This is a genomic window from Myxococcus llanfairpwllgwyngyllgogerychwyrndrobwllllantysiliogogogochensis (assembly GCF_006636215.1).
GTDB lineage: Bacteria > Myxococcota > Myxococcia > Myxococcales > Myxococcaceae > Myxococcus > Myxococcus llanfairpwllgwyngyllgogerychwyrndrobwllllantysiliogogogochensis.
Window position 1 is genome coordinate 55,394 of sequence record NZ_VIFM01000004.1, and the last position, 18,826, is coordinate 74,219.

Below are 18,826 nucleotides of genomic sequence, written 5' to 3' on the forward strand. Positions count from 1 at the left end.
TCACGCCGTCTCGTGCCTTCCATGGGCGAGGCCCAGGGCGTGCGTGCGTCGCGGAAGCTCGGACAGTCGCTGGTCGGGGGCCGCGACGATGAACTCGAGCAGGGCCTGGAAGTCGTCCTGCATCGCCTCGATGCTCTCGTGCTCGAACAGGTCGGCCTTGTACTCGAAGGTGCCGCCCAGTCCTTCCGGTGTCTCCACGACGTTCAGCTTGAGGTCCGTCAGGGACCGGGTGCGATGGAGGGGGAGAGGGGACACCGACAGCCCGGCCACGGAGGTGGCTTGTGCGCGATCCACGCGGGTGAACGAGAAGCCGACCTGCCACGGGGGCGGCATCAGCTTGACCAGTTCGGTATGCGGAAGCCCCTGGTGCTGGAACGCCTCCAGGTACGTCGAGCGAGCCCGCCGGAGGACCTCGAGGAAGCTCGGGTCACCCGACAGGTCCGTCCGCAACACCATGTAACCGGCGAACATCCCCAGGACCTTCTCCAGTTCCATGCGCTGGCGGTTGGCGTGCGAGAAGCCGACCGCGATGTCCTCCTGCCCGGCGCAGCGCGACAGGACCACCTGGAATGCCGCGAGCATCAGCACGAACGGCGTCACGCCCTCCTTGCGGCAGAGCGCCCGGGTTGCCCTGGAGAGCTCGGGTGAGAGCAGGAACGGCTGGAGGCTGCTCACGATGCCCTCGTGCCGCTGGCGCGGGCGCCGGTAGGGAAGCGCCACCTCCAGGACTGGACTGGCGAGCTTCAGGGACCAGTAGGCGCGCAGCTGTTCCAGCGCTCCCCCGCGCAGCCAGTCGTGTTCCCAGCGGGTGACGTCGCGGTACTGCAGCGCGGGCTCGGGGAGCCGCGGCGGCAGCCCTTCACGGATCGCGGCGTAGACCTCCGCCAGCTCGCCCATGAAGAGGGACGTGGAGACGTAGTCGGTGATCGCGTGGTGCTGGTTGAGGAGCAGGACGTGCGTGTCGGCGGTGAGGCGGAACACCCAGGCGCGGAGCAGCGGTCCCTGGGCGACGTCGAACGGGCGGTGCTGCTCCTCGTCGATACGCCGCATGAGCTCCGCCTGTCGCTGTTGCTCCGGCAGGTCGCCGAGTTCGATCACCTGGAGCCGCGCTTCCCCCTGCGAGGCGATCCGCTGCATCGGAGTGCCGTCGATGACGGGGAAGCTCGTGCGGAGAATCTCATGGCGCCGGACGAGCAGGTCGAAGCCTTCCCGCAGTGCTTCCGTGTCGAGCGGGCCGTCCAGGCGGAAGGCCGCCGGGGAGGAGTTCGCGAGGTCCTCGGGCCCCTTCTCCTCGTCCGACCAGTACACCTGCTGGCGCGGCGAGAGGGGCAGCACCTCGCACGGTGGCGTGGAGACGACGGGCGGGACGCGCGGCCCGGACGTGCCTCCGAGTGAGTCGATATGCGTGGCGAGCGCCGCCACGGTGGGCTTCGAGAAGAAGTCGGTCAGCGACAGCTCCAGGCCGAAGACTCCGCCCACGCGCGTGGTCACCTGGGTGGCCATGAGCGAGTGTCCGCCCAGCTCGAAGAAGTCATCGTCGACGCCCACGGACCCGCACTGGAGGACGTCGGCCCACACCTCGGCGATGAGCTCTTCGGTGGGCGTGCGGGGCGGGGTGCGCTGGCGGATGTCCTCAGTGCCGGGCACCGCCTCGGGAGCGGGGAGCGCCTTGGCGTCGACCTTTCCGTGGGGCGTCAGCGGCAGGGCCGTGAGGAGCACCCACGCGGACGGCACCATGTAGTCGGGGAGCCTGTCGCGCAGGAACGCACGGAGGTCCTCGACGGCGAGCCGCGTGTCCTCCCGGGCGACGAAGTAGGCCACGAGCCGCTTGCCTCCCGCCGCGTCGGCACGGGCCACGACGACGGCCTCATGCACCCCGGGGGCCTGCCCGAGCACCGCCTCGACCTCCCCCAGCTCGACGCGGAAGCCGCGGACCTTCACCTGGTTGTCGACGCGGCCCGAGAACTCGAACTCGCCCGACGGCAGGGCGCGCACGAGATCTCCCGTCCGGTACATCCGCTCACCGGGCGTGAGCGCGAAGGGGGACGGGATGAACCGTTCGGCCGTGAGGTCCGGGCGCTCCAGATACCCACGCGCCAGTCCCACGCCACCCACGTACAGCTCGCCGGTGCTCCCCAGGGGAACCGGTTGGAGGTGGGGGTCGAGGACGTAGAGCCGCACGTTCGGGAGCGGACGGCCGATGCTCGGCCGCTCGACCTTTACGTCAGGGCTGATGCTCGCGCACACCGTCACTTCGGTCGGGCCGTAGGCGTTGAGGAAGCGCCGGCCCGGCTTCCACCTCGCGGCGAGCTCCGGCGTGCACGCATCGCCCGCGGAGATCACCACCCGCAGCGTGTCCAGCGCTCGCGGCTCCAACTGCGCGAGCACCGGCGGCGTGAGCGTCACGGTGGTGATGGCCTCCCGTTGAATCAGGTCGCGCAGGGGCGCACCGGGCATCAGCTCGTCACGGAGGGCCAGATGGAGGCAGCCGCCGCTCAGCAGGGTGGAGAAGACCTCGGAGACAGAGGCGTCGAAGCCAAGCGCGGAGGCCTGGAGCACCCGACTCCCAGGCGAGATGTCGAAGGCCGCCGCCAGGGCCAGGGCGGTGTTGCACAGGCCCCGGTGGGCGAGCAGGACGCCCTTGGGCTGGCCCGTGGAGCCCGAGGTGAAGATGACGTAGGCCAGGTTCTCCGGCGTCACGTCGACCGACGGCGCGCTCGTGGGGTGGCGGGCGATGTCCGTCCAGTCCGAGTCCAGGCAGACCGGGAGCTCCGAGCGGAGGGGCAGCTCGTCGAGGACCGCGTCCTGCGTGAGCAGCACCGACACGGCGGACTCCCGCAGCAGCAGGGAGAGCCGCTCCGTGGGGTAGCCAGGATCCAATGGGACGAAGCTGCCCCCCGCCTTCAGCACTCCGAGGAGGGCCACCACCAGCTCCAGCGAACGTTCCAGGCAAACGCCGACGCGCAGCTCGGGCCCGACGCCGAGCCCACGCAGGTGGTGCGCGAGCTGGTTGGCCCGGCGGTCCAGCTCCGCGTACGTCAGCGCGTGCCCCTGGAAGGACACCGCTGGCGCTTCCGGTGTGCGGCGCGCCTGCTCCTCGAAGAGGTGGTGCGCGCAGCGGTCCACCGAGAGTTCGGCGTCCGTCGCGTTCCACTCGACGAGCAGCCGGTGGCGCTCCTCGTCGGCGAGGACGGGCAGGGAGGACAGCCGCAGGTCCGGCGCGGTGACCACCGCCTCCAGCACCCGCTGGTAGGCCGCGGCCATGCGCGCGATCGTCGCCTCTTCGAAGAGGTCGGTGCTGAACTCCCACAGCCCGACGAGGCTGCCCTCGAACTCCTCCAGGACGAGCGTGAGGTCGAACTTGGACGACGCGTTCTCGAACGCCACGCCGCTCAGACTCAGGCCTGGGAGCTGGAGCTCCGTGAACGGCTGGTTCTGCAGCGCCAGCTTGACCTGGAACAGCGGCGTATGGCCCAGGCTCCGCTCGGGGTTGACCGCGCGGACGAGCTCCTCGAAGGGCAGGTCCTGGTTCGCGTACGCCTCCAGCGCCGTGTCACGCACGCGCGTCAGGAGCGCGCGGAACGGGGGGTTGCCGTCGAGCTGCCCGCGGATGACGAGCTGGTTCACGAAGAACCCGATGAGCCCCTCCAGGTCGGCGTTGTTGCGGCCGGCGACGTCGGTCCCCACGGTGAGGTCTTCCTGCCCCGTGTAGCGCGAGAGCAACGCCTGGAAACCGGCCATGAGGGTCATGAACAGCGTGACCCCCTCCGTCCGGCCAAGCCGCTTCAACGCCTCCACGAGAAGCGGCGGTAGCGTGGCCCGGTAGTGGGCGCCCCGCAGGCTCTGCGCTACCGGACGCGGACGGTCCGTGGGCAGGGCCAGCACCGGCGGCACGCCCGCGAGCCGACGACGCCAGTACGCGAGCTGGGCCTCCAGCACCTCGTCCCGCAGCCAGCTCCGCTGCCAGTGCGCGAAGTCGGCGTACTGCAGCACCGGCTTCGGCAGGGGCGAAGGCTGACCCGCGACGAAGGCGACATAGAGCGCCATGAGGTCCCGGACGAGGATTCCGCGCGACCAGCCGTCCGAGATGATGTGGTGCATCGCGAACACCAGCACGTGCTCCGCCTCGGATAGTCGCAGCAGCGAGACGCGCAGCAGCGGGCCTTGTGCCAGGGCGAAAGACCACCCCGTCTCCTTGGCGACGAGCCGGGCGACCAGGTCTTCGCGCTCGGGCTCGGGGAAGTCCGACAGGTCCACGCGCCCCAGCGGCACCTCGAGCTCGGCGGCGATGCGCTGCACCGGCTCCTCTCCCACGAACTCGAAGGTCGTGCGCAGGCTCTCGTGGCGTCGCACGATCTCCGCGACGCAGCGCTCGAGCACGTCGGCGTCGATCGCCCCACGAACCCGGATGGCCCCCGAGATGTTGTAGGCCGGGTCGCCGGGCCGCAGTCGATCCACCACCCAGAGGCGCTTCTGCGCGAAGGACAACGGCAGCCCTTGCGTGCGAGGTGCGGGCACGAGCGGCGGCCTGCCCCTGGCGGACTGCCTGCTCATCGCGAGTTCGTCGATGCGCGCGGACAGCGCCTCCACGGTGGGGTGTGTGAACAGCTCCCGCAGTGGGACCTCGACTCCCAGGGCCACACGCACGCGCGACACGGCCTGGGTGGCCAGCAGCGAGTGCCCGCCCAGGTCGAAGAAGCTGTCGTGAATCCCCACGCGCTCCACCGACAGGAGCTGGGCCCAGAGTCCGGCGACAATCTCCTGGGTCGGTGTCCGCGGCGCCACGGAAGGAGCCCCGCTGTCGGCCCCACCGCGCCGCCGGGCAGCCGTCGCCGCGGGCATGAGCGCCGCCCGGTCCGCCTTGCCGTTCGGCGTGCGTGGCAGCACATCGAGGAGCACGTACGCAGAGGGGAGCATCGGCTCGGGCAGGCGGGCCGCGAGGAACGTGGTGAGTTCGGTATCGCTTGGAGCCCCGGCGTCGCTGGCGACGATGCAGGCGACCAGCCTCGTGTCACCGTCCTGCTCGGGAACAGCGAGGACCACGGCCGCGCCCACTCCCGGGCAGCGCGTCAGGTTGGATTCAATCTCGCCCAGCTCCACCCGGTTTCCACGCACCTTCACCTGGTCGTCGCGCCTGCCGACGAACTCGAGCGCACCGTCAGCGCGCCAGCGCCCGTAGTCGCCCGTCGCGTAGAGGCGGGCCCCGGGCCGGTCCCCATCTAGGTGCGGCACGAAGCGCTCGGCGGTGAGGTCGGGCCGCCCAAGGAAGCCATGCGTCACGCCGTTGCCGCCGATGTGGATGTGGCCGACGACCCCGGTGGGCACACGCTCGCCGCGGGCATCGAGCAGGACCACCTCGGCGTTGTCGATGGGCCGCCCCGCGGGCACCACGCCCACGAGGTCCTGGGGCGTGGCGATGTGGAACGTGCTCGTCAGCGTGCACTCGGTGGGGCCGTACTGGTTGACGATTCGCACGTGCGCACCGAACACCGCGCGCGCCCGCTCCACGTCCGTCGCGAGGAGCCGCTCGCCACTGCAGAGGATCAGCCGGACCGTCCCCAACTCGCGCGGCCGGGTCCCCGCCGCCGCCAGGAGCAGCCGGAGCAGGCTGGGCACCACGCTCGGCAGCAGCGTGACGCGGTAGCGCTCGATGGCCGCGAGCAGTTCCTCGGGATCTCGCCCGCGGTCGCCGTCGGCGAAGACGACGGGCGTGCCCATCAACACCGGCGCCAGCATGTCGCGCAGCGAGGCGTCGAAGGAAGCCGAGGCGAGCTGCAGCGCGACGTCACCCGGGCCGGGCCGATAGGTGCGCTCCAGGTAGTCGACGTAGTTCAGGATGCCCGCGTGGTGGCCGATGATGCCCTTGGGCATGCCGGTGGATCCGGACGTGTAGACCAGGTGCGACACGTCATCGCCCTGGAGGTCGGCCGGACGCGGCGACGCTCCCGGTGAATCGGTGAGCGACTCGACGAGGACCGCGCCTTCCCGCCACGCTTCTGGGAGTTGCTCACGCCGAGGCCCATCCGTGACGACGACCCGGGGGCGCGCGTCGCCCAGCATGTAGGCCACGCGCTCCGCCGGGTAGCCCGGATCGAGCGGCACATACGCGCCGCCGACTTCGAGGACGCCGAGCAATGTGGCGAGCAGCTCGGGGGAGCGGGGGAGGAAGACGGCGACCGGCGTCCCTCGGTGGACCCCGTGCCGTGCCAGCTCGCGGGCCACGACGTGGGCGCGGAGGGCGAGGGCGTCGTAGCGCACGGTGCGCTCGCCCATGAGCGCGGCGGGCGCCGCCGGCGTGTGGTCCACCCACGCTCGGAAGCGCTCGAGGATGGACCGGGGCGAAGGTCGCTCACGCCGGCCCGACTCCAGGTGCGCGAGTTCACGCTGCTCGTCCGCGGACAGGAGCGATACGGTGTCCAGCCGCTGGTCGGGGTTGGCTGCCGCGGCCTCGAGGAACATGCGCAGGTGGCCGAGCAGGCGCCGCGCGGTGTTCGCGTCGAACAGCGCCGTGGCGTACCGCAGTGTCCCCTGCAACCCGCTGGCGGTCTCCGTGAAGGACAGGCTGAGGTCGAACCTGGCCGGCTCTTCCGGCGCGCCGACAGGGCGCAGCTTGAGACCCCCGGGCAGGGCCAGCTCTGGAACCGGCGCGTTCTGCAGGATGAGCAGAACCTGGAACAGCGGCGAGCGGCTGCGGTCGCGCGGCGGCGCCAGGGCTTCCACCAGCTTGTCGAAGGGGATGTCCTGGTGGGCGTAGGCCGCCAGCGTCACCTCGCGCACCCGACCCACGAGTTCGCGGAACGTGGGGTTGCCCGACAGCCGCGTTCGCAGGGCGAGCGTGTTGATGAAGAAGCCGACGATGCTCTCGAGCTCGACGCGGTTGCGCCCGGCGATGGGTGTGCCCACGACGATGTCGTCCTGCCCCGAGTGACGGGCCAGGACCGATTGGAAGCCCGCGAGCAGGACCATGAAGAGCGTGGCGCCCTCGCGCCGGCCCAGCTCCTTCAGCCCGTCGGTGAGTTCACGAGGGAGGTCCAGCGGATGACTCGCCCCGTCGTATGACGGCGTCGCTGGCCGGGGCCGATCCGTCGGCAGCTCCAGCGCCGGAGGGGCTCCCGCGAGTCGCGTGCGCCAGTGCGCGAGCTCCGCTTCGAGCACGTCGCCTTGGAGCCGCTCCCGCTGCCAGCGGGCGAAGTCCGCATACTGCATGGTGAGCTCGGGCAGGCGGGGCCGCCGCCCGGCCGCGAAGGCCGTGTAGAGCTCCGCCAGCTCACGGATGAGCAGGCCGAGTGACCACGCGTCGAAGATGCTGTGGTGCACCGTGAGCGTGACGACGTGCTCGCGCGCGGCCAGCTTGATGAGTCGGGCGCGCAGGAGCGGTCCCTTCTCCAGGTCGAAGGGCCGGCGTCCCTCTTCCTCCGCGACGCGGCGTGCCTCGTCCGCGCGCGTGTCGTCGGAGCGATCGCGCAGGTCGGTGACGGGTACCTCCAGGTCGAGCCGGCGGGCGATCACCTGGACGACCTGGTCCCCCTCCTCGACGAAGGTGGTCCTGAGCGCCTCGTGGCGAGCCGCCAGTGCATCGAGGCTCCGCCCCAGGGCGCCCACGTCGAGGTCACCGTCACACTGGAGCGCCGTGTGGATGTTGTAGACGGACGTGCCCGGCTCCAGGCGCTCCCAGAACCAGAGGCGCTGCTGGGCGAAGGACAGTGGGGCGCGGGGCGGTGTGGCGCTCGCTGTCGTGGGCGCGGGATCTGGGCGCGTCTCGGGCCCGCTCCGGCTTTGGGTGATCGCCTCCGCGAGGCCGGCGACCGTCGGGGTCTCGAACAACGTCCGGATCGGCAGCTCGACCCGGTAGGTCTCTCGCAGGCGCGACAGCAACTGCGTCCCGAGCAGCGAGTGCCCACCGAGATCGAAGAAGCTGTCGTGGCGGCCCACCGGGGTCACGCCGAGGAGCTCCTGCCACATCGCCGCCAGCTCCTGTTCCAATGCGTCGCGAGGGGCCACGTAGCCGGTCGCGAGTTGGGGGCGCGCATGCGACGACACCGCGCTCGCCGCGTCCCCACGCGCCGCCACCGGCTGGACCCACGTGGCCAACCGCGCGGAGAGGTCTCCGGTCGATACGATCCAGCGCGGAACGTCGCCGCGGAGCACGCTCTGGAACGCGGCGACGCCCTCGGCCATCGTGAGCGCCAGCATCCCCTCGTCGAGCGTCTCCTCGTCGCCCCAGCCATCCCAGTCCACGCTGAGCCAGGGCGTGGACTCGCTCCGGTTCTGGCGGGCAGCGAAGGCGTCCATGAACAGGTTTGCCGCCGCATAGGCCGCGAACCCGATTCCTCCCAGCACCGCCGCCAGGGAGGATTGCAGCAGCACGAAGTCCAGCGCGCGGCCCCGCAGCGCGCGTTCGAGCGCCAGGACTCCGCGCACCTTCGCGTCGAATTGCTCCGCATGCCGCGCGTCACCAGGGTCCAGGACCGGGACGTGGGCCCGCTCACCCAGGCTTCCCGCCGAGTGGATCACCCCGTGGAGGGCTCCGAAGCGCGCCTCGGTTCGCGCGAGGACCTCCGCGACTTCCTCCGGGCGGGAGATGTCCGCGCGGAGCACAAGGACTTCGCCACCGCGCTGCTCGATGACGAGCAGTTGGCGGATGCGCCGCGACGTTTCGTCGTTCGAGCCATGGGAAGCCAGCCACGCCTCCCACGCTTCGCGCGCGGGAAACACTGACCTGCCCACGAACACCAACCGCGCCTGGAACGACGTCGCGAGTTCCTCGGCCAGGGCCATGCCGATGCGCCCGAGCCCACCCGTGATGAGGTAGACACCGCGCTCACGCAGCCGGCCCTGTCCCCCCTCTGGAGGGCGCGCGCGCTCGTAGGTCTCCGCCCAGCGGCGTCCACTCCGGTAGGCGATGACCGGCTCGGCCGTTTCCACGCGGAGCTCGTCCACCAGCAGGCGCGTGAGCCGCTCTCCACCCACCTCCGCCGGGGCGACGTCGATTGTGCGCACGCGCAGGGCAGGGGACAGCTCCTGTGGCAGGACCTTGCACGCCCCCACGAGGAGCGCGCTCGCCGGACACAGGGACTCCTCTCCCGTGACGTCCTGGGCTCCGGCGGTGACCACGATGAGTTCGACAGCCGCGTCTGTCTTCCGCGTGTGCAGTGCGCTCGCCAGATGGAGCAGGTCGTGGAACCCATTCACCGCCCGGTCCACCGCGGACGCCTCGTCCAGCGAGGCCCCGGCGACGCTCCCCAGTTGGACGACCCGTTCGGGCCTCCAGCCTTCCGCGTCGAGCTCCGCGAGCAGGCGCGTGTAGCCCTCAGGCTGTCCCTCGGCCACGGTGAAGCGGCGAGGTCCCTGGCGGCCGTATGCGTCCGTCGTGGCCACCCTCACGACGTCCCCGCCCGTGGCCTCCAGGCGGTCGGCCAGCGCGGGACCGAGGCGCTCATCGAGCATCACCAGCCAGCGAGTCGCCGCCGTGCCCGGGCCGGGCCGCACCGCGTGCTTCCAGCCCGGGACGTAGAACCAGTCGGCCAGCGAGCCCTGCTTGCGCACGAGCCCCGGTCCTGTCACCGCTCGCGCATGGGTGAGCCCGGCACCGGCGCGCGGTTCAATCCAGTAGCGCTCGCGCTGGAACGGGTAGGTGGGCAGGGGCAGCCGGCGACGGTGCTCCACGGGCTGGAGCCCGTTCAAGTCGAGCGCGGCCCCGGCGAGCCACAGCTGGCCCACCGTCTCCAACAGTCGCGTCCGGTCGGAGACCGACTCGCGCGGGTGCCGCAGGGTGGACAGGATGGTGCTCGGCCCTGACGACCGTGCCGCCTGCCTCACCAGCGCGCCGAGCGTCGTGCCAGGACCGACCTCCAGGAACACGTTCGCCGTGTCCTCGAGCAGCAGCTTCGCTCCGTCGGCGAAGCGCACGGCCTGGCGCAGGTGCTCCACCCAGTAGCCCGGGTCCGTGGCCTCCTTCTCGGTGATCCAGGTGCCGGTCAGGTTGGAGACGTAGGGACGGCGAGGCCGCGACAGCCGCACACCACGGACCTTCGCGGCGAAGGCCTCCAGGATGGGGTCCATCATCGCCGAGTGGAAGGCGTGCGACGTGTGCAGCCGGCGGAACTCGACCTTCCGCCGGGAGAGCACCGCCTCCAGCGCCTCCACCATCTCCGTGGGGCCCGAGGCCACGCAGAGCGCGGGCCCGTTGACCGCGGCGAGCGACAGCGCGGGGCCGAGCAGGGGCCGCAGCTCGGCCTCGGGGAGCGCGACCGAGAGCATCGCGCCCGAGGGGAGCGACTGCATGAGCTGGCCGCGCGCCGTCACCAACGCGAGCGCGTCGTCGAGCGTCAGCACTCCCGCGATGCACGCGGCGACGTACTCGCCAATGCTGTGACCGAGCATCGCCTGCGGCGTCACGCCCAGCGACATCCATAGCTTCGCCAGGGCGTACTCGATGACGAAGAGCGCGGGCTGCGTCACCGCCGTCTGGGTGAGCCGCGCCTCCGCGGCCGAGGGGTCCACGTCGGACGGTGGGAACAGCACCTCGCGCAGGTCGAAGCCGAGCAGGGACTTCAGGCGGGTGCAGCAGTCATCCACATGCTTGCGAAAGACGGGCTCCGACGCGTGCAGCTCCCGCCCCATGCCCACGTACTGCGCACCCTGGCCAGGGAACAGGAAGACGACAGGGCTCGTGGAGTCCTCCTGGAGGGTGGTCCGCAGGCGCTGGGGGTCTCTCGCCTCCAGCGCGGCGCGAGCATCCTCCGCGTCACGGCAGACCAGGACACGGCGGTGCGAGAACCGCTGGCGCCCCACCTGCAGCGTGTGCGCCACCTGGGCGAACTCGGCCTCCGGGTGCTGCGACAGCCAGGTCTGGAGGTTCGAGGTGGCGGCCTCCAGCGCGGGAGCGGTGCGCGCCGACAGCGTGAGCAACTGCCACGGGCGGCTGGAGGACGTCGAGGAAGGCCTCGCGGGCGCCTCCTCCAGGATGACGTGCGCGTTCGTCCCGCCAATACCGAACGAACTCACGCCGGCCCGGCGCGGCGTGCCGTCGCTCTCCCACGGCCGCAGCGTGTCGTTGACGAAGAACGGGCCGCTCGCCAGGTCGAGCTTCGGGTTGGGCTGCTCGAAGTGGAGGCAGGGCGGCAGCTCCCGGTGCTGGAGGGCGAGGACCGTCTTGATGAGCCCCGCGACGCCAGCTGCGGCATCGAGGTGCCCGATGTTGGTCTTGACCGAGCCGAGCGCACAGCGCGCCCGCGCACCCTGCGAGAGCCGGGCGCGGAACGCCTTGGTGAGCGCGGTGACCTCGATGGGGTCGCCCAGGGGCGTGGCCGTCCCGTGGGCCTCCACGTACGTCACGCTCTCCGAGGGGACGCCCGCGATGCCCAGGGCCTCGGAGACGACCGCGGTCTGCCCCTCGACGCTCGGGGCGGTGTAGCCCAGCCGTGCCTCGCCGTCGTTGTTGACCGCCGAACCACGGATGACCGCGAGGATGGGGTTACCGTCCGCGAGAGCGTCCGCGAGGCGCTTGAGGACCACGACCCCCGCCCCCGAGCCGCGCACCGTGCCGGCGGCCTTCGCGTCGAAGGTCCTGCAGTGCGCGTCCGGTGAGACGACGCCGCCTTCCTGGTAGGCGTAACCGGTCCGCTGGGGCAGGGCGATGGACACGCCACCCGCCAGCGCGAGGTCCGACTCGCCCGTCAGCAGGCTCTGACACGCGAGGTGGATCGCCACGAGCGAGGACGAGCAGGCCGTCTGCACCGCGATGCTCGCGCCGCGCAGCCCCAGCTTGTGGGAGATGCGTGGCGGGAGGAAATCCTTGTCGTTGCTGATGGTGACCTGGAAGGTCCCCATTCCCTGGAGGACGTCCGGGCGGGAGAGCAGGTTGCTGTAGAGGTACGAAGACGCGCCCGCGCCGCCGAAGACGGAGATCTGCCCTCGGTATGCCCGGCTCGCGTACCCGGCGCGCTCGAGCGCCTCCCAGCAGCACTCCAGGAAGACGCGGTGCTGCGGATCGAGCACCTCCGCGTCGCGCGGGCTGAAGTCGAAGAACCCCGCGTCGAAGCGGTCCACGTCTTCGAGCACGAAGCCCGCGCGGACGTAACCGGGCTGGTGGATGCGGGCCGGGTCGGCGCCGTCGGCCAACAGCTCCTCGTCGGTGAAGACGGTGCGCGCCTCGACGCCACGGCGAAGGTTGTCCCAGAACTGCTCGAGCGTCGCGGCCTGGGGGAAGCGGCCGGACATGGCGATGATCGCCACGCCCTCCGGAGAAGGCTCGGACCGCTCCATGTCGTCACTCATGGGAATCCTCCGGATTGCCGTCCGAGTCGGCCGGGGTGGGGCCGGCGCGTCCTCGCCTCCGGGCTTGCTGCCGCTCGAGCAGGGCCCTTCGGGAATCGAAGCGCTCCTCCTCGGCGGCGGTGTCCACGGGCGTGGCCGCGGCGTCGGCGACACGGCGCAGGTGCGCGGCGAGCGCACTCACGCTCTGGTGCTGGAAGAGTTCGACGAGCGGGAACTCCACGCCCAGCGCGCTCTGGAGCTTGCCGTGGATCTGCACGAGCGAGAGCGAGTTGCCGCCCAGGTCGAAGAACCCGTCGTGCAGGCCCACCCGAGGCACGTTGAGGACCTCCTGCCAGATTCCCGCCACGGTGCGCTCGACGTCGCTCCGCGGCGCTTCGTATGTGGCCGCCGAGCCCAGGTGCCGAGCGTCGGGCGGCGGCAGCGCCTTGCGGTCGAGCTTGCCGCTCGACGACAGGGGCAGGGTGTCCAGCACCACGAAGGTGGCGGGGACCATGTATTGCGGCAGCCGCTCGGTGAGATAGCCGCGCAGCCCCGGCACCTCGAGGCCCGGCCCGTCGCCGGTGACGTACGCAACCAGTCGGCGAGTGCCGCCTTCATCTCGCGCCACGACAGCGGCATCCCTCACCGCCGGGTGCTCGCGTAGGACAGCCTCCAGCTCTCCGAGTTCGATGCGGAAGCCGCGCAGCTTCACCTGTCCGTCGGCGCGCCCGACGTATTCGAGCTCGCCGTCCGCGCACCATCGGACGATGTCGCCCGTGCGGTACAGGCGCGCGCCTGGCAGCGCGCCGAAGGCATCCGGCACGAAGCGCTCCGCCGTCAGGTCCGGCCGGCCCGTGTAGCCGCGCGCCACGCCCGGTCCGCCGACGTACAGCTCGCCGGCCACGCCGACCGGGGCGGGGACGAGGCGCGCATCCAGCACGTACACCCGCACGTTGGGGAAGGGCCGGCCGAGGGTGGGACGCTCGGGGTCCACCGCGCCGTTGATGGACGCGCAGATGGTCACCTCGGTGGGACCGTAGGCGTTGAGCAGCCGTCTGCCACGGCTCCACCGGCGGGCCACGTCCGGCGTGCAGGCCTCACCCGCGGAGATCACCGTCTCCAAGGCGGGCAACCCCTCCGGCTCGAGCTGCGCCAGCACCGACGGCGTCAGGGTGACCGCGGTGATGGCGTTGTCCGTCAGCACGGCCCGCAGCGGGGGCCCCGGCAGCAGCGCCTCGCGCGGCGCCAGGCACAGCGTGGCTCCCGCCAGCAGCGTGGCGAAGATCTCGCACACCGACGCATCGAAGCTCGTCGCCGCGAACTGCAGGACGCGGCTGCCCGGATGGAAGCCATGCTCCTTCACCGCCGCGAGCGCCGTGTTGCTCAGGCCGCGGTGCGTGAGCAGCGTGCCCTTGGGCCGCCCTGTCGAGCCCGACGTGTAGATGACATACGCCAGGTTGTCGGCGTCGACGGCGACGTCCGGTGGCGTCTCCGGTGCGCCTTCGCCCACGCCCGGCTCGAGCACGTGCACCGTCACGCCCGGCGCGCCCACGCCGTCCGCCAGATGCCGTTGCACCAGCAGCACCCGGACGCCGCTGTCGGCGAGCATGAACGCCAGACGCTCACGCGGGTAGCCCGGGTCGAGCGGCACGTACGCGCCACCCGCCTTGAGCACCGCGAGGATGCCCACCACCAGCTCCACCGAGCGATCCACGCACAGGCCCACCTGCACCTCGGGACCCACGCCCAGTGCCCTCAGCCGGTGCGCCAACTGGTTGGCCCTCCGCTCCAGCTCGCGATAGGTCACCCGTTGGTCCTGGAACGTCACCGCGAGCGCCTCCGGCGTTCGTGCCGCCTGGGCCGCGACCAGCTCGTGCGCGCACCCCGACGGAAGCACCGCCTCCGTGGCGTTCCAGTCCACCAGCACCTGGCGGCGCTCCACGTCGGACAGCAGGGGCACTCGGGAGGGCTGGCGGTCGACGTCCTCCAGCACCGCCTGGAGCAGGCCGACGAGGTGTACCTCCATCCGGCGGATGGTCGCCCCGTCGAACAGCCGCGTGTTGTACTCGATGGCCCCGGTCAGCGCGCCGTCCTCCTCCATGAGCGTCAGGATGAGCTCGAAGCGCGCGGTGGGCAGGTCCGGCTCGAGCGGTGTCACCTTCAGCTCCGGCAATGCCAGCGCCGGCACCGCCGTGTTCTGCAGCGCGAACATGACCTGGAACAGGGGCGAGCGGCTGAGGTCGCGCTCGGGTTGGAGCGCCTCGACGACCTTCTCGAAGGGCACGTCCTGGTGGGCATACGCCCCCAGCGTTCCGTTCCGCACGCGGGCGAGCAGCTCGCGGAAGCTCGGGTCGCCCGCGAGGCTGGTGCGCAGCACCAGCGTGTTGACGAAGAAGCCGACGAGCTGCTCGGTCTCCTCGCGGGTGCGTCCCGCGATGGGTGAGCCCACGCAGATGTCGTCCTGCCCGGAGTAGCGGCTCAGCAGTGACTGGAATGCCGCGAGGAGCGTCATGAAGGGCGTGACACCCTCCTGGCGGCTCACCGCCTTCACGCGTGCGGACAGCTCGGGCGACCAGCGGACGCGGTGGCTCGCGCCGCTGTAGGTCTGAACCGGGGGCCGCGCGCGGTCCGTGGGCAGGTCCAGCGCACGGGGCGCCCCGCCGAGCTGGTCCTTCCAGTAGCCGAGCTGCGCCGTCAGCACTTCGCCTTCCAGCCACTGGCGCTGCCAGAGCGCGTAGTCCACGTACTGGATCGGCAGCGGTGCCAGGGGCGATGGGCGCTCCTGCCGGAAGGACTCGTAGAGGGCGGCCATCTCCCGCACGAAGACGCCCACCGACCAGCCGTCCGAGATGATGTGGTGCATCGTCATCATCAGGACGTGCGTGTCCTCGGAGAGTTCAAGCAGCACGGCTCGGATGAGCGGCCCACGCGCCAGGTCGAACGGCCGGCGCACCTCCGCCGCGCACCTGCGCAGGGCGGCCTCCTCGCGCTCCTCGGGCGTGCCTTCCATCCGTACCCGCTCGAGGACCGACGGGACCTCCGAGGCCACGATCTGGTAGGGCAGCCCCTCATTCATGCCGAACGTCGTGCGCAGGCTGTCGTGGCGGCGCACCACTTCCGCGAGGCCGTGCTCCAGGGCCTCCACGTCGAGGTGCCCGCTCAGCCGCATGGCATGGGAGAGGTTGTAGAGCGCGCTGCCGGGCTCCAGCCGGTCGAGGAACCACAGGCGCTGCTGCGCGAAGGACAGGGGCAGCCGCTCCCCCCGCGGCATTCGCGTGAGCGGAGGTACCGGCGGCCCGCCTTCCTTGCGCGCCAGGGCTTCCACGCGCTCGGCCAGGTGCTCGGGAGTCGCGGACTCGAAGAGCACCCGGAGCGGCAGCTCGACGCCGAAGGCCGCCCGCAGCCGCGACACGAGCTGCGTGGCGAGCAGGGAGTGTCCACCCAGGTCGAAGAAGCCGTCCTTGATGCCGACCCGCTCCACGCCAAGCACCCGCGAGAAGAGGCCAGTGAGGATCTCCTCGGTGGGAGTCCGCGGGGGCACGTAGCCCTCCGTGCTCCCGGCGAACAGCGCGTCGGGAGCGGGCAGGGCCTTGCGCACGACCTTGCCGTTGGAGTCGAGCGGCATCGCCTCCAGGCGGATGAACGCCGCGGGCACCATGTATTCCGGCAGCCGTTCGAGCAGCCAGCGGCGCAGCTCCGCGGCCTCCGGCAGCTCCTGGCGGCCCACGACGTAGCCCACCAGCCGGCGGTCCTCCGCCACCTCGTGCACGGTGACCACGGCCTCCTTGATGGCCGGGTGCGCTCCGAGCGCTGCTTCGATTTCGCCCAGCTCGATGCGGAACCCACGGAGCTTCACCTGGCTGTCCAGCCGGCCCAGGAACTCCAGCCGCCCATCGGCGCGCATGCGCGTCCGGTCGCCCGAGCGGTACATGCGCGCGCCCGGAGGGCCGTGTGGATCCGGGAGGAACCGCTCGGCCGTCAGGTCCGGCCGGCCCAGGTATCCCCGCGCGAGGCCACCGCCCGCGATGAACAGCTCGCCGGGTGTGCCGACCGGTACCGGCCGCAGGTGCGCGTCGAGGACGTAAACTCGGGCCCCCGAGATGGCGCGGCCAATCGTGGGGAGCCCCTGCTCGACACTGGCCGGCGCCACGAAATCGCAGGTCGCGAGCACGGTCACTTCGGTGGGGCCGTACACGTTCAGGAGTTGGTACGGCGTCTCGGCGGTGGGCCGCCGCCGGAGCTGTTCGCCACCGACGATGATAACGCGCACTCGGTGGTGCGCCGGGAGCGGCTCGGCCAGGACCAGCTCCCCGAGCGCCGTGGTGAAGAAGGCCGTGGTGATGGCCGTGTCCGCCATCCAGCGCGCGAGCGCGGCGGGCGCGGCGCGCACCTCGTCCGGGACGATGACCAGCGTCGCTCCGGCCGCGAGCTTGGGCCAGAGCTCCAGCATCGATGCATCGAACGCGGGGGATGCCAGCACGGCCCCGCGGTCACCCGGGCCCATGGGGAGGTCGCGCTGATGCCACGCGGTCAGGTGGGCCAGCGCGGCGTGGTCGGTGGTGATTCCCTTGGGGACGCCTGTCGTGCCCGACGTGAAGATGACGTAGGCGGACTGGGACGGAAGTGGCTCCGGCGGTTCAGTGGTGCCTTCGTCCGGGACCCTGTCCGCGTCGGGCGGGTGGATGTTGGCGAACACCACTTGGAGACCCGGGGGCAGACGCGCCGCCAGCGCGGGCGAGGTCACGACGACCGCCGCGTGAGCCTCGGCGAGGATGACGCGCAGGCGCGCGTCCGGCATGGTCGGGTCGAGCGGCATGAACGCGCTGCCCGCCTTGAGGATCGCAAGCTGGGCCATCACCATCTCGGCCGAGCGCTCCAGCAACACCGCGATGGGATGCGTCCCATGGGAGTCCATGCGCGCGAGCCTGTGTGCCAGACGCGAGGCCTCGCGGACGAGCTCGCCGTAGGTGAAGACGCGCTCCCCGTCGATGACCGCTGGCGCCTCGGGTGCGCGTGAGGCCTGTCCGGCGATGAGGGAGAGCACACTCGGGTGCACCGGAGCTGGCTGTGGCTCGAGGGACGGAAGCCCGCTCGTGTGCGTGAGCGCCAGCCGCGACAGACGCGCCCGCGGCTCGGACACGACACCCTGGAGCAGGACGCGCAGCTGGTCCTCCATCCGGGAAATCGTCTCCGCGTCGAACAGGTCCGTGTCGTACTCGATGAAGCCGTCGAAGCCGTCAGGCCCCTCGCGCAGCGACAGGGCCAGGTCGAACTTGGCCGCCTGGCTCTCGGTGGGCAGCGCCCTGAGGACGAGCCCCGGGAGGGTCAGCTCGGCCGTCGGCGCGTTCTGGAGGGCGAACACCACCTGGAAGAGGGGCGGGTGGCTCAGGCTGCGCTCGGGGTGCAGTTGCTCCACGAGCTTGTCCAGGGGGACGTCCTGGTGCGTGTAGGCCGCCAGCGTCACCTCGCGGACCCGGCCGAGCAGCTCCAGGAACGACGGGTCTCCCGCCACACTCGTGCGCAGGACGAGCGTGTTCACGAAGAAGCCGATGAGGCCCTCGACCTCCGTGCGCGTCCGGCCCGCGACGGGCGTTCCCACGCAGAGGTCGTCCTGGCCGGAGGTGCGCGCCAGCAGCGTCTGGAACGCCGCCAGCAGGACCATGAAGGGCGTGGCCCCTTCTTTCTGGCTGAGCGCCTTGATGGCCTCGGACAGCTGCCTGGGCAGGGCCACCGCGTGGGTGGCTCCATGGTAGGCGCGGACGGGGGGACGGGGACGGTCGGTGGGAAGCTCCAGCAGCGGGGGCGCTCCAGCGAGTGTCATCCGCCAGAAGTCGATCTCTGCTTCGAGCTCCGGTCCATCCATCCACCGTCGCTGCCACGCCGCGAAGTCGGCGTATTGATAGTCGAGATCCTTGAGGGGCGAGGGCTTTCCACTGGAGAAGGCCTCATAGAGCGCGGCCACCTCGCGGATGAGCACGCCGGTGGACCAGCCGTCCGAGATGATGTGGTGCAGCGTCACGAGCAGCGTGTATGCGCGCTCGTCCTGCTGGATGAGCACGGTGCGCAGCAGAGGTCCCCGCTGGAGGTCGAACGGGGTCCGCGCCTCCTCGGCCTTCAGTCGCCGCTCCTCGGCGTCGCGCTCCGTCACCGGCAGCCCGCGCAGGTCCACCCTCCGCAGCGGCAGCTCGCCCACCGGGGAGATAACCTGGACGGGCTGCCCGTTCTCGGCGCGGAACGCCGTCCGCAGGGGTTCATGACGCGCCACCAGCGCGGCGAACGCACGCTCCAGCGAGGCCGCATCCAGGTCACCTTCGATGCTCACCGCAGCGGGGATGTTGTATGCGGCGCTCCCCGGCTCCAACTGGTCCATGAACCACAGGCGCTGCTGAGCGAAGGACAGGGGCAGCGTCCCGTCGCGTGGCACGCGCACCAGGGGCGTCCACCGCACGCCTGCCCCAGCGTCGAATGTCCGCTCGACCTGCTCCGCGAGCGCGCCCACGGTGGGCGCATCGAAGAGCGCACCCACTGGCAGATCGATGCGGAAGGCATCTCGGACGCGGACGATGGC

General features: G+C 71.4%; 2 protein-coding genes (1 of these 2 only partly in view). Both read right to left on the minus strand.

Translation table 11 applies throughout. The features are described from left to right. Positions 1 to 12,279: a non-ribosomal peptide synthetase/type I polyketide synthase gene (locus FJV41_RS01800; protein WP_141640631.1), complete on the minus strand. Its 12,279-nt coding sequence runs from the start codon at positions 12,277 to 12,279 to the stop codon at positions 1 to 3. After that, positions 12,272 to 18,826, minus strand: the 3' end of a protein-coding gene (locus FJV41_RS01805) for a non-ribosomal peptide synthase/polyketide synthase (RefSeq protein WP_141640632.1). 11,451 nt of this gene lie beyond the right edge of the window; 6,555 of the gene's 18,006 nt are visible here — the last part of the coding sequence; its start codon lies beyond the right edge, outside the window — the gene reads right to left on this strand; the stop codon is at positions 12,272 to 12,274. The genes FJV41_RS01800 and FJV41_RS01805 overlap by 8 nt, the downstream gene beginning before the upstream one ends.